11 protein-coding genes are annotated in these 12,717 nt (G+C 47.6%); 8 read left to right on the forward strand and 3 right to left on the reverse strand.

Annotated features, from left to right (window positions below):
- Positions 1 to 76 precede the first annotated feature (76 nt).
- The 6 genes from dsbC (at position 77) to AC3CIC_RS02400 (ending at position 8,934) form a co-directional block, all read left to right on the forward strand.
- Positions 77 to 811, forward strand: coding sequence for a bifunctional protein-disulfide isomerase/oxidoreductase DsbC (dsbC, locus tag AC3CIC_RS02375; protein ID WP_016961706.1), 735 nt, complete (start codon positions 77 to 79; stop codon positions 809 to 811).
- A 172-nt stretch (positions 812 to 983) separates the two neighbouring features.
- Positions 984 to 2,711 carry a single-stranded-DNA-specific exonuclease RecJ gene (gene recJ, locus AC3CIC_RS02380; protein ID WP_488515257.1) on the forward strand — a complete coding sequence of 576 codons (1,728 nt, stop codon included), beginning with the start codon at positions 984 to 986 and terminating at the stop codon, positions 2,709 to 2,711.
- 206 nt (positions 2,712 to 2,917) lie between these two features.
- A protein-coding gene (gene prfB / locus AC3CIC_RS02385; protein WP_139128050.1) for a peptide chain release factor 2 occupies positions 2,918 to 4,016 on the forward strand; the annotation gives its coding sequence in 2 pieces (ribosomal slippage) (positions 2,918 to 2,992 and positions 2,994 to 4,016; 1,098 coding nt in all).
- A gap of 26 nt (positions 4,017 to 4,042) precedes the next feature.
- Positions 4,043 to 5,557, forward strand: a complete 1,515-nt coding sequence (gene lysS, locus AC3CIC_RS02390; RefSeq protein ID WP_488515258.1) for a lysine--tRNA ligase — start codon at positions 4,043 to 4,045, stop codon at positions 5,555 to 5,557.
- Positions 5,558 to 5,762: 205 nt separating this feature from the next.
- Positions 5,763 to 7,172 carry an amidohydrolase gene (locus tag AC3CIC_RS02395; RefSeq protein ID WP_016961702.1) on the forward strand — a complete coding sequence of 470 codons (1,410 nt, stop codon included), beginning with the start codon at positions 5,763 to 5,765 and terminating at the stop codon, positions 7,170 to 7,172.
- A gap of 427 nt (positions 7,173 to 7,599) precedes the next feature.
- Positions 7,600 to 8,934 carry a sigma-54-dependent transcriptional regulator gene (locus AC3CIC_RS02400; RefSeq protein ID WP_016961701.1) on the forward strand — a complete coding sequence of 445 codons (1,335 nt, stop codon included), beginning with the start codon at positions 7,600 to 7,602 and terminating at the stop codon, positions 8,932 to 8,934.
- Between the two features lie 75 nt (positions 8,935 to 9,009).
- Here the strand turns inward: AC3CIC_RS02400 and AC3CIC_RS02405 are convergent, their stop codons facing one another.
- A complete protein-coding gene (locus AC3CIC_RS02405) occupies positions 9,010 to 9,438 on the reverse strand; it encodes a PACE efflux transporter (RefSeq protein ID WP_026024017.1) in 429 nt (142 codons plus the stop codon).
- Between the two features lie 599 nt (positions 9,439 to 10,037).
- Between AC3CIC_RS02405 and AC3CIC_RS02410 the strand changes: the two genes are divergently transcribed.
- Positions 10,038 to 10,289, forward strand: a complete 252-nt coding sequence (locus AC3CIC_RS02410; protein WP_017005834.1) for a hypothetical protein — start codon at positions 10,038 to 10,040, stop codon at positions 10,287 to 10,289.
- A gap of 88 nt (positions 10,290 to 10,377) precedes the next feature.
- Here AC3CIC_RS02410 and AC3CIC_RS02415 read toward each other — a convergent pair whose 3' ends face one another.
- Together AC3CIC_RS02415 and AC3CIC_RS02420 are read right to left on the reverse strand one after the other, a co-directional pair.
- The gene (locus AC3CIC_RS02415; protein WP_016961698.1) at positions 10,378 to 10,857 is read right to left on the reverse strand and encodes an outer membrane lipoprotein; all 480 of its coding nucleotides are present in this window, start codon (positions 10,855 to 10,857) and stop codon (positions 10,378 to 10,380) included.
- 198 nt (positions 10,858 to 11,055) lie between these two features.
- Complete coding sequence (locus tag AC3CIC_RS02420; RefSeq protein WP_488515259.1) at positions 11,056 to 12,093, reverse strand: NADP(H)-dependent aldo-keto reductase; 1,038 nt, start codon at positions 12,091 to 12,093, stop codon at positions 11,056 to 11,058.
- A 279-nt stretch (positions 12,094 to 12,372) separates the two neighbouring features.
- Here AC3CIC_RS02420 and AC3CIC_RS02425 point away from each other — a divergent pair, with 279 nt between their 5' ends.
- A complete protein-coding gene (locus tag AC3CIC_RS02425) occupies positions 12,373 to 12,672 on the forward strand; it encodes a DUF6482 family protein (RefSeq protein ID WP_016961695.1) in 300 nt (99 codons plus the stop codon).
- Positions 12,673 to 12,717: the final 45 nt, after the last annotated feature.

Here is a 12,717-nt window from a genome sequence, read left to right on the forward strand (position 1 = left end):
CTGGTTTTCCGGTCTGAAAGAGTAATGGTATGCCTGCGTCTTGTGGGCCTTTGTAGATAAATGGGATAAAAACACGATGAATTTCAAACAACTGCTTGCGGGTGTCATGCTCTCTTCAGCCTTGTTTTCTTTTGGTGCTCAGGCAGTAGAAGGGGCGGATAAAGCTGCCATTTCTGATGTGTTAGCACAATATCGACTTAATATTGAAAGCATTGAAGCGTCGCCTGTTGAGGGGCTTTTTGAAGTGATCACGAATGGTGGTGTGGTTTACGCCAACAAAGACGGTTCTTACTTTATCTACGGTCAATTGTTCCACACGAACGAAAAAGAATCGATCAACCTCACCGAGATTGCTCAGGCTAAACGCAACAAAAAACTGTTTGATGCCGCAGGCGTTGAGAAAGAGTTGATCGTGTACCCAGCAAAAAATGAAAAGCATATCGTGAATGTATACACCGATACGACGTGCGGCTATTGCATGAAGCTGCACCGTGAGATGCAAGACTATAACGATCTCGGCATTACTGTTCGTTACTTGGCGTTTCCTCGTTCTGGTGAGCGTTCACCAAATATGGAACAAATGAGTGCGATTTGGTGTGCAGATGACAGAGCTGTCGCAATGAATGCAGCGAAAGCAGGCGATTTTAATAAAGAAACAGATGCATGTAATGATTTGGTTCGTCGTCACATGGCGCTCGGCACCTCGATGGGTGTGAGCGGCACGCCAGCGATTATGCTGCAAGATGGCACCATGCTATCAGGTTACTTGCCAGCACCTAAGTTGCTAGAAGTGCTTCAGCAAAAAGGCTAAACCTCCGTTTCCCCAAAAAGGCGCAGGCGACAGTCTGCGCCTTTTTGCGTTCTAAGCCCGAGTAAACTGCCCGTGAGGCTTTCGCTTTACCCCCATCTCGTTACAATGAGTTCCTCAATCCGCATTCTTACAGTCGTCGGTGTATACACCGCCACAGACAGGTCTTGTTCCCATGATTGAAATCAAACGTCGCCAATCCACACCTGATGCAGAATTTCCTGCCTCAATGCCACCTTTACTTCAACGTATTTACGCCAACCGCGGGATCACCAGTGAAGGCGAGCTAGAACGCAGCGCAAAAGGGCTTCACAGCTTCAGCGAATTGTATGGCATTGAGAAAGCCGTACAATTGCTGGCAGATGCGATGGCGCAAGGGCGACGCATTATTGTGGTGGGGGATTTTGATGCTGATGGTGCCACGAGTTCTGCACTATCAGTGACCGCGTTTCGTATGATGGGCTGTCACAACGTTGATTACTTGGTGCCGAACCGATTTGATGATGGATATGGCCTAAGCCCAGACGTGGTCGCGCAAGCGGCGGCAAAAGGCGCGGAACTTATCATGACCGTGGATAACGGTGTGTCATCGATTGAAGGCGTTGCCGCTGCAAAAGAACGTGGCATTCAGGTCGTCGTGACTGATCATCACTTGCCAGGCAATGTGTTGCCTGATGCCGATGCCATGGTGAACCCAAATCTTGATGAGTGTGGTTTTCCATCCAAATCGCTCGCGGGTGTTGGCGTGGCGTTTTATCTTATGCTCGCCGTTCGGGCGCACCTTCGTGAAACGGGCTGGTTTGTCGAGCGTCAAATGGCTGAGCCTAATTTGGCCGATCTGCTGGATTTGGTCGCGCTGGGTACGGTGGCGGATGTGGTCGCGCTGGACACCAACAACCGTATTTTGGTGCACCAAGGGCTAATGCGTATACGCGCAGGAAAATGCCGACCGGGTATTCAAGCGCTGATTGAAGTCGCCAATCGCAACATGGCAACGTTGGTGGCGAGCGATTTTGGTTTCGCGCTCGGCCCTCGCATTAACGCGGCAGGGCGTTTGGATGATATGTCTTTCGGTATTGAGCTTTTATTGAGTGAAAGTTTACCTGCTGCACGTCAAATGGCGAGCGAGTTGGATGCGCTGAACCAAAGCCGTAAAGACATTGAACAAGGCATGAAAGAAGAAGCCATGGCTATCTGTGAGCGATTGCAGTTTGGTGAAGATACTCGTCTACCGAGTGGCCTCGCGCTGTTCCAACGCGAGTGGCACCAAGGCGTGATTGGGATTGTCGCTTCGCGCATTAAAGACAAATTCCATCGCCCTGTGATTGCATTTGCCGCCGGTGATGAAGGTGAGGTAAAAGGTTCAGCTCGTTCTATCCAAGGCCTTCACATGCGCGATACCTTGGACTTAATTGATACGCAAAACCCAGGGTTGATTAAAAAATTCGGTGGGCACGCCATGGCGGCAGGCTTAACCATCGCAGAAGCAGACTACGAGCGCTTCTCACGTTTGTTTGATGAAGCGGTACAAAACATCATTAGCGAAGATCAGCTTAAAGGTGTGTTGTTATCTGATGGTGAACTGTTGCCAGAAGAAATCAGCATGGACGTAGCCGAAATACTGCGCGCAGGTGGCCCATGGGGACAAGGCTTCCCAGAGCCTTTGTTTGACGGTACGTTCAAATTGCTCCATCAAAAGCTGGTGGGCGGAAAACACCTGAAAATGATGTTAGAACCGGCATTGGGCGGGCAAATGGTGGATGCTATCGCATTTAACGTTGATCTACGTCGCTGGCCTGACCCATCAGTTCAGAAGGTCGAGTTGGCTTATCGGCTTGATGTGAATGAGTTTCGCGGTAACCGAACTGTGCAGCTTATGGTAGAACATGTGGTGGCGGTGTAATAAAAAAGCGGCTCTAGGACGTAGGAAGTGTAGCTCCTACGTTCCATTACCTGTGCTCTCTCTATGCTTTTTCGCGCATTGCTTTTGTTTCTTTCCCTCTTTTTATCTAAATATTCACCTTTGATCCTCATCACACTCTGTATATTCCGTCCGCAATTCTGTAGAATTCGGCGGTTAAAACTCATTCTGAACTTAGATAAGTGACCATGTTTGAAATCAATCCAATCAAAAACCGCCTAGCGGACATTGCCGAACGCGCAAATGTCCTTAGGGGGTATCTTTGACTATGACGCCAAGAAAGAACGTCTAGAAGAAGTTAATGCTGAACTTGAACAACCTGACGTCTGGGCTGAACCTGAGCGTGCTCAAACGCTAGGTCGAGAGCGTGCGTCGCTTGAGGCGGTGGTAGAAACCATCGATCAGCTAGACCAGGGTGGTGGGTACATCAACGATTTGCTGGAATTGGCCGTTGAAGAAAGCGACCAAGACACCTTCGATGAAATTGAACCTGAACTGAGCGACTTAGAAGCCAAGCTAGAAAAGCTTGAATTCCGTCGTATGTTTGCAGGCGACCATGATGGTGCTGATTGCTATATCGACCTGCAAGCAGGATCGGGCGGCACAGAAGCGCAAGATTGGACATCGATGCTATTGCGCATGTACTTGCGCTGGGCAGATTCGAAAGGCTTCAAATCTGAAGTGATTGAAGTGTCAGCAGGTGATGTGGCTGGATTGAAATCAGCGACGGTTCGCGTGAGCGGCGAATACGCTTACGGCTGGCTGCGCACTGAAACCGGTGTTCACCGTTTGGTGCGCAAATCCCCGTTTGACTCAGGCGGTCGTCGTCATACCTCGTTTGCTTCTGCGTTTATTTACCCAGAAGTTGATGACAACATTGAAATCGACATCAATCCTTCTGATCTACGTATTGACGTATACCGTGCCTCGGGCGCGGGCGGTCAGCACGTAAACACCACTGAATCTGCGGTACGTATTACGCACATACCAACGAATACCGTGGTGCAGTGCCAGAATGACCGTAGCCAGCACAAAAACAAAGATCAGGCGATGAAGCAGCTTCGCGCAAAACTGTTTGAGCTCGAAATGCACAAACAGAACGCAGAGAAGCAAGCCAACGAAGATTCGAAATCTGACATCGGGTGGGGCAGTCAAATCCGCTCATACGTGTTGGATGACGCGCGTATTAAAGATCTGCGTACCGGCATTGAAAACCGCAATACTCAAGCGGTGCTTGACGGTGATCTCGACAAATTTATTGAAGCCAGCCTGAAATCTGGTTTGTAATTTTTTAAGTTAATTAAAGGTTCACTATGACTGACCAATTACTAGACGAAAACAAGCTGATTGCGGAGCGTCGTGCCAAGCTGAACCACATTCGTCAAAACTGCAGCGCTAACGGCCACCCGAATGATTTTCGTCGTGAGCACAAAGCTGCAGACCTTCAGGCTGAATTCGGCGAAAAGAGCAAGGAAGAGCTAGAAACACTGGATCATAAAGTCAGCATCGCTGGCCGAGTGATGGCCAAACGTGGACCATTCCTAGCGATTCAAGACGTAAGCGGTCGCATTCAGGCGTACGCAGCAAAAGACGTTCAAAATGAACTAAAAGACAAATACCAAGGTCTGGATATCGGCGATATCATCGGTGTGAAAGGTGCCTTGCACAAATCAGGCAAGGGCGATCTGTACGTGAACATGGAAGAGTTCGAGCTGCTGACGAAAGCGCTGCGTCCTCTTCCTGAAAAGTTCCACGGCTTGACTGACCAAGAGACGCGTTACCGTCAGCGTTACGTTGACCTTATCGTGAACGAAGATTCGCGTAATGCGTTTAAAGTACGTTCAAAGCTCATTTCAGCGATTCGCCGCTACATGGAGTCAAAAGACTTTATGGAAGTGGAAACGCCAATGATGCAAGTGATCCCTGGCGGTGCGTCTGCACGTCCATTCATCACTCACCACAACGCACTCGATCAGGAAATGTACCTGCGTATTGCGCCTGAGCTATACCTGAAGCGTTTGGTTGTGGGCGGTTTTGAGCGTGTGTTCGAAATCAACCGTAACTTCCGTAACGAAGGTTTGTCTCCGCGCCACAATCCAGAATTCACCATGATCGAATTCTACATGGCATACGCGGATTACAACGATCTGATAGATCTGACTGAAGACATGCTACGCACGGTAGCCATCGAGGTGCTTGGTAATTCTGCCATGCCTTACGGCGAGCATACCGTTGAGTTCGGCGGTAAGTATGCGCGTATGACCATGCTAGAGGCGATCAAGCAATACAATCCTGAGCATGAAGCTATCCAAGCATTGGATGAAGAAGGTGTTCAGAATCGTGATCTGATGGTTTCTATTGCGACGTCATTGGAAATCTACGTTGAGAAGTTCTGGACATGTGGTCAGTTGCTTGAAGAAATCTTCGGTGAAACCGCAGAACCTAAGTTGATCCAGCCGACCTTTATCACTGGCTACCCAGCAGACATTTCTCCGCTGGCGCGTCGTAGCGATAGCAATCCATTCTTCACTGATCGTTTTGAGTTTTTCATCGGCGGTCGTGAAGTGGCAAATGGCTTCTCTGAGCTGAATGACGCTGAAGATCAAGATGCGCGCTTTAAAGCACAGGTTGACGCGAAAGAGTCGGGTGATGACGAAGCGATGTTCTACGACGCTGACTACATCACTGCATTGGAACACGGCTTGCCACCAACGGCGGGTCAAGGTATTGGTATTGACCGTTTGGCGATGCTGTTTACCAGCACGCACACTATCCGTGACGTGATTTTGTTCCCTGCGATGCGTCCACAGAACCCCAACAAAGCGTAATTGCCTTGGTTGTGAGACGAATTTAAGACGTCTGTGAGACATAAAAACACCGGATTTATCCGGTGTTTTTTTATGCGCTAAATTCCATAAGCAATCGTTTGGCATAGCTCACACTTTTTGCGATCCAAATAACGTTTTTGTTCCGCTTTTGTCCCTCGCCCCCCATGATGCTCGCGTTTTCCCTTGCCGCTGAATGATGATGAAAATGATGCTTAAAAAAACGCTACTTTCTGCCAGTGTCGCGCTTGCGACCATGATGTCGACAACAGCCTTTGCCGCTGAAAATGTTGATTTGCTGATCACTGATGCGACTGTGCTGACAATGAATGCCGATAAAACGGTTTATCAGCAAGGTGTTGTTGCTGTGAAAGGGAATAAGATCGTTGCAGTCGGGGAGGCCTCTCTTGCCGATGACTACAAAGCGAAACGTGTATTAGATGTCGACGGTGACATCGTGATGCCCGGTCTAATCAATACTCATACCCATGCGTCGATGACCGTGTTTCGTTCGCTGGGTGACGATGTGCCTGATCGCTTGCACCGTTACATCTTCCCATTAGAGAAGAAGTTGGTGAGTCGCGACATGGTGCGTATTGGTGCGCAACTGGGTAATGTTGAAATGCTCAAAGGCGGCGTGACCACTTACGCAGACATGTACTACTTTGAAGATGAAGTGGCAAAAACCGTCGATCAAATCGGTATGCGTGCTGTGCTGGGTGAAACCGTGATTAAGTATCCGGTTGCTGATGCTGCGAATGCAGAAGAAGGGATCCAGTACGCGCTTAATTTTATTGAGCAATACAAAGATCACCCACGCATCACCCCTGCGTTTGCACCGCATGCACCCTATACCAACACCACGGAAGTGCTGCAGAAAATCACCAAGCTATCGCTAGAGCATGATGTGCCTGTGATGATCCATCTTGCTGAATCAGACCGTGAAAATGAAGTGATTGCGGAGCGCAGTGGTGGTAAATCGCCAGTTGCCTATATGGCAGACATTGGTGCATTAACGCCAAACTTGGTCGGTGCTCACGTGATCAATGTGGACGACGCTGATATTGCATTGCTGCAAAAATATGATGTGGGTATTGCGCACAATATGAGTGCCAACATCAAATCTGCCAAAGGCGTGTCTCCGGCATTGAAGATGTTTGATGATGGTCTACGTATTGGGTTAGGAACCGACGGACCAATGTCTGGCAATACTTTGAGTACGATCGATGAATTCAATCAAGTCGCGAAGGTCCATAAGTTGGTGAACCAAGACCGCGCTGCTATGCCGCCCGTTAAGGTGATTGAGATGGCGACCATTGGCGCGGCACGAGCGCTACATATGGAAGATACGATCGGTTCGCTGGAGATAGGCAAGTTAGCGGATATCATCGTCATTGATACTCAAGCACCAAATATGGTGCCAATGTACAACCCTTACTCCGCATTGGTGTATTCGGCCTATGCGACAAATGTAAAACACGCCATTGTCGATGGTAAGGTTTTAATGCAGAACCGAGACATACTGACCGTAGACGAAAATTCCGTTCGTGAAGAAGCGTTGCTGTTTGCAGACAAAGTGCGTGAAACTGTCATTGCGAGCGGCGAAGAGGTGCGCTAGCACTTTAACTCTTTACTCCCCTGCCTTAACTAAAAGACCGTGTCTCATCGGGGCACGGTTTTGATTTTCCACTGATTCTCTATCAATAGATACCCTCACGAAAGCGGGTCATCGTCTATGATTTAAGAAAAATAAAAGAGAAAATATTTTTTCTTATAAATGAGATCATCAAAAAATCCCATGTTCAATATGTAGTCGCCATTGTTCAGTGCAATCAATTAACCTGATGAATTTAAAAAGGTTAGTTGTCGATTTTTGATGTCTGTTTGTCAGGGTTAGCGATAGCTGAAATGTCTATTTTAGGATGCTAGCTGAATTGAGAGCTAGGTTGTATCTATACTGAGACAGACTAAGTTGTCTTACAAAATATAATGAACTCACAACATTTTGAACACATGTCGTTAATGGATGACTAAAGGCAGGCGTTATGGGTATGCAATTCAGATCTGAGGCAGTTCCAAGTTCTCTCGTTGTCGTGGGGGGAACCTACGAACCATGGTTAGCAACGTTGGAGCAAGCGGGTTGGCGTTGCCACCGTTGTTATGACCTTAGAGCTGCTCAATCTCTTCTACAAGATATCGGTCCTTGTATCGGTATTGTTGATATCAGTCACGATGACTTTAGTCTCAATGGTGTGGCGTCTCTCGTCAACCGTAATAAGCAAGTGCGTTGGCTGGCGCTTATCCGCGAAGATCAACTCAACAATGATGCAATTTGTCAGTTCATTGTGAGCTTCTGCATCGACTACTTCACGTCTCCTATTCCAGATAGCCAGTTGATGAGCACCATTGGCCACCAGTTGGGTATGTTGAAACTGGAGCGCCATGTATGGCCGCAGTTGGGCGATCACAGTGACATGGGCTTGCTTGGCAAAACCTCAGTAATGAAGAAGCTGCGTGACCAAGTGCGTCGTGTTGCGCCGACCGATGTCTCCGTGCTTATTCATGGGGAAAGCGGTACCGGTAAAGAGTTAGTGGGTATGGCAATTCATAATGCCTCTACCCGCGCGAAAGGCCCGTTTGTTTCAGTCAAATGCAGTGCATTGCCAGAAAAGCTGATCTCATCAGAGCTATTTGGTGATGGTACGAGCGAAGGGAAGGTACAGCAAGCGCACCAGGGAACCTTGTTCCTTGATGAAATTGGCGACCTACCGCTTAACCTTCAGGCAAACTTACTTCACTTGCTGCAAGACGGCACGGTGGAATCCCATGATGACAAATACGCGAAAGAAATCGATGTTCGTGTGATTGCGGCAACACATATGGATTTGGAAAAAGCGGTTGCTGAAGGTCTATTCCGTGAAGACTTATTCTACCGTCTAAACGTATTGCGCATCTCTGTGCCTTCCTTGAAAGAACGCAGTGCTGATATTCCAGACCTTGCTGAACACTTCCTGCTGAAATTTGCTCGCCAGTACAACACACAGGCACGCACTTTCTCAGAAGAGGGCAATAAGATCCTGACCAACTACAGCTGGCCAGGTAACGTACGTGAACTGATTAATCAGGTAAAACGTGCGGTGTTGCTGGCAGATAACCTGGTGATTGAAGCAGAGCACTTGGATCTTCCACGTCAGGGGGATTACAAGCAAAGCCTGCGCAAAATCCGTGAAGAGTCTGAACGTGATGCCTTGCTGGCCGTGCTGGAAAGCAACAATGGTCAAGTGTCTGCGGCAGCCAAAGAGCTGGGTGTATCGCGCGCGACCATGTATCGCCTGCTGAACAAACATAGCTTGATCCCTGCGCCTCGTAGCTTTCGCTAATTAGCCCATGTTTCAACCGCGATAAAAAAACCGCCCTAGGCGGTTTTTTTTTATTGTTCAGTATAGGGCTCGCTGTTAGTGATTTGTCAGTTCTTCTGTTTGCACCGGGAACAACTTGTCATAAGCGAGGTTGAACACGTAAGCGTAAACCAGATAGAAAGCCACAAGGCCGATATCCATGACAAATGCCTGCCACAAGCCAATGTTTAGCCACCAAGCCATTGCAGGAAGCGTTATCCACAGCAAACCCAACTCAAATAGTACGGCATGTAAGATACGCTGTTTTTGTGTTTTCTTGGTTGTTCCTGTCCGCTTCATCATCGCTTTGTCAAACCACACGTTGTAGATGTAGTTCCATCCTGTCGCGATGACTGAAAACGCAATGCCCATCACACCTGTGTGGGCGGCATCAAAACCAAATTGGGACAGGATGCTGACGATGAGAATCAAGCCAATCACTTCAAATGCGATGGCATGTCGAATACGGTCTGTCATTGTTCTCATTGAGCGTTCCTCCTAAAAGATGGTGTCATAATATCCAATTAATAGATTGATAAAAGTTAAAACCTATCCGATATTCGGATTGATGAGAGGGGGAGTATAATGAGTAAGACATTGAAATGAGCGATTCAATCATCGACGTATGTTTTCGAAGTAAAAAGCGAATAAAAGCGATGCAGACAGCTAATGATAGTGAATAAATCTCGAACAGTGAAATGTACCAATTATTGGGCAAAATAAAGTGAATGGCATGGTGAAAGTTTGTACAGAATGTTGAATGGAGACAATGACTTCAAATTGATCGTTATATGAAATAACTTGTTGATATATTGATCTCTGTCATTAATATTAACAGTGAATTTACAAACGCGGTTATCACTCAGGTTAACGAATTTAAGGAGGCAACGAATGAAAAATCATACTTTTACAACCGTTATGACCTGCGCCTCCAATTTGTGCGCAGATATGCGAAAACCTGTACAGTAATTTCCGCACCCCTCGAAAGTGGGCCGCGGATATCTCTGCGGCCAAATGTGAAAGCAACAACTCTCATTTCCCCCGCAGATTATCCAGAACCTCCTAAACACAATATGGAGTCCACAATGAACCAATCACTTTACCTTCGTCTAGCCGTTATGTTCGTTCGTTTAGATATTAAGCATGAAGAAGCACAATGGCGAAAAGCACATCGACGTATCCGCTACATTGGAGATCCTATGTCTGAGCATTTAATGCGTGACATCGGTTTCGAGAAAGATGGCTTTTCCATTGGTCACACTGTCGCGCCTCAATTTAAAGCACAACGCGAAGTGGCACGTATGCGTCGCCGGTTGAGGTTGAACCCTACCACGTAGCGAAAGGGAGCCTTCTTTGCTGGGAAGGCTCCCTATCCTTTTTAGTCTGTGATGAGTGACACTGAGTCGCAGCCAGTCATATATATAGCTAGCGCGGAACCACCCGCGCTGTATCGCCATCCACATTGACCTGCACTTGCTGACCATCTTGGAAAATCATATCTGGGTTGACCGCCTGAACGATCGAAATGATCTTTCCACTGTCATCGAGTTTAATCGTGAGGTTCACCCCGTTACTTTCCCCAGCTTTTGCAGCAGCTTCACTGCCGGCATAACCGCCAAGCAACCCCCCACCAATCGCTGCGATTTCAGAGCCTGTGCCGCCTCCAACTTTGGAGCCTAGTATTCCACCAATGGCTGCCCCTGCGATGGTGCCAATGAGATTGGTTTGACTAGAGCTGTCGAGAGTCACTGGCTCTGCCTTAATCACCGTGCCGTAATACACGTCTTGAATGGTACGTGTATCTGTTGTGCCGTAGGAATCGCCGTAGGGGTTTGGAGATGTGCAACCTGCTGTTCCTAGTGCCAATATGGAAATACAAAATACACCGATATGATTTGCTTTCATGCCTTGTCCACCCTGTGTGAAGTCGGCATCAATTATAGTGTTCGACGGCTGAGTCTATGTGCGTGTGACGAAAGAAAAAGCGCCAATTGGCGCTTTTCTTATCTTAAAGACAAACTAGTTATGCCTCGTCTTGTGCTCATTAGCACCACGCGACTCAGTGCTGAATGACTCAGCCAGGCAGTCGCTTGCTGATGCGAACTATGGGCAAGGGTTTGAGTATTTCGCGCTCACTTCATCGATGCGAGTTAACAGCTCTTCTGGCAATTGAATATCGATAGATTCGATATTGGTTTTTAACTGGTCGAGTGTCGTCGCACCAATGATGTTACTGGCAACGAAAGAACGACTGTTCACAAACGCTAATGCCATTTGTGCGGGGTCGAGCGAAAACTCGTTGGCGAGGTCAACGTAGGCTTTTGTTGCGGCTTGTCCTTGCTCTGTGAAATAACGTGCAAACCGTTCCCATCGGGTACAACGAGCCCCTTCTGGACGAGCGCCATTCAGATACTTACCCGTGAGTACACCAAACGCCAGTGGCGAATAGGCCAGCAACTCAACACCTTCTTGATGGCTGATTTCTGAAAAAATGCCCACTTCAAAGCTTCGGTTAAGCAAGTTGTAAGGGTTTTGGATTGAAACAATGCGGGTTAGGCTGTGTTTTTCCGCCAATCGCAGATAGCTCATGACACCCCAAGGCGTTTCATTCGAGACACCGATATAGCGAATTTTTCCTTCACGCACCAGTTCCGATAGCGCATCTAGCGTATCGAGCAAACTGACACCTGAGTTTTCATCTTGATGTGTATAGTTAAGTTGGCCAAAGCTGTTCACATGGCGTTGTGGCCAGTGAACTTGATACAAGTCGATGTAGTCGGTTTGTAGGCGAGCAAGACTGTCATCAACCGCCTGACGTACATTGCGGCGATCGAGCGACATGTTATCGCGAATGTAAGGAACACCACGTGGCCCTGCCACTTTGGTTGCAATGACCACTTTGTCGCGCTTACCTGATTTTTGCAGCCAGCTACCGATGTATTTCTCTGTTAACCCTTGAGTCTCTTGGGTGGGGGGAACGGCATACATTTCGGCCGTATCAATAAAGTTCACACCCAGATCCAATGCTAACGACAGTTGTTCATGGGCATCAGCTTCTGAGTTTTGTTGACCAAACGTCATGGTACCGAGGCATATTTTACTGACGTCTAAGCTGGTATGAGGAAGAGTATGAAATTGCATCCGTTCTCCTTGGATTGCGCTTATCGCCCAATGAGGTTGATTTGGCTCATTGTCGAGAGAAGAGGTTTGAACTTCCATCTTAGGAGATTCTGCCTCAGGTACAAGCTTCAAAAACAGCGAAAGCTTGTACGACTTCAACTCGTTGAGTAAAAGACAGTCAGCAAGATGCACCAAGAGTGAAAATCACACAGCATAAACAGAAATTTCATCAAGATAATCTGTCAGTCAGCCCCATTTTTATACTAGGATTAACATTTGGTTAACAATGCGGGAGGCTAGATGAAATTAAAGCAATTGAAAAATTGGATACAGGCTCACCCTGACAATGTGCCGCATTGCTATGTGGTGGCACATGCTGGTGGGGCACAACATATTGTGGAAGTGGAAGTTAGGCATCAACTAGAACCTTTGAGAGATGATAAAACCGATGAAGTGATGCACTTTGACAACATGGAGCAAGTCAGTGCCAAGCTGAAAAAGCTCGGTATTAGAAAGGTAACGATGCGCTTACTAGACCCTTATGATGAATTTGGTCCTGCCGATGCCTCGTGCAAAGAAGACATGGAGATCTCGCTCTAGCGGGTCAACGAATACGCCAACTGCAATAGACTCTGTATCTTTCGG

The sequence above is a fragment of the Enterovibrio sp. QJM3NY_24 genome (genome assembly GCF_057786035.1).

Coding starts and splice junctions, on each gene's coding strand:
- dsbC (WP_016961706.1), top strand. CDS start 77: ATGAATTTCAAACAACTGCTTGCGGGTGTCATGCTCTCTTCAGCCTTG.
- recJ (WP_488515257.1), top strand. CDS start 984: ATGATTGAAATCAAACGTCGCCAATCCACACCTGATGCAGAATTTCCT.
- lysS (WP_488515258.1), top strand. CDS start 4,043: ATGACTGACCAATTACTAGACGAAAACAAGCTGATTGCGGAGCGTCGT.
- AC3CIC_RS02395 (WP_016961702.1), top strand. CDS start 5,763: ATGATGCTTAAAAAAACGCTACTTTCTGCCAGTGTCGCGCTTGCGACC.
- AC3CIC_RS02400 (WP_016961701.1), top strand. CDS start 7,600: ATGGGTATGCAATTCAGATCTGAGGCAGTTCCAAGTTCTCTCGTTGTC.
- AC3CIC_RS02405 (WP_026024017.1), bottom strand. CDS start 9,438: ATGAGAACAATGACAGACCGTATTCGACATGCCATCGCATTTGAAGTG.
- AC3CIC_RS02410 (WP_017005834.1), top strand. CDS start 10,038: ATGAACCAATCACTTTACCTTCGTCTAGCCGTTATGTTCGTTCGTTTA.
- AC3CIC_RS02415 (WP_016961698.1), bottom strand. CDS start 10,857: ATGAAAGCAAATCATATCGGTGTATTTTGTATTTCCATATTGGCACTA.
- AC3CIC_RS02420 (WP_488515259.1), bottom strand. CDS start 12,093: ATGCAATTTCATACTCTTCCTCATACCAGCTTAGACGTCAGTAAAATA.
- AC3CIC_RS02425 (WP_016961695.1), top strand. CDS start 12,373: ATGAAATTAAAGCAATTGAAAAATTGGATACAGGCTCACCCTGACAAT.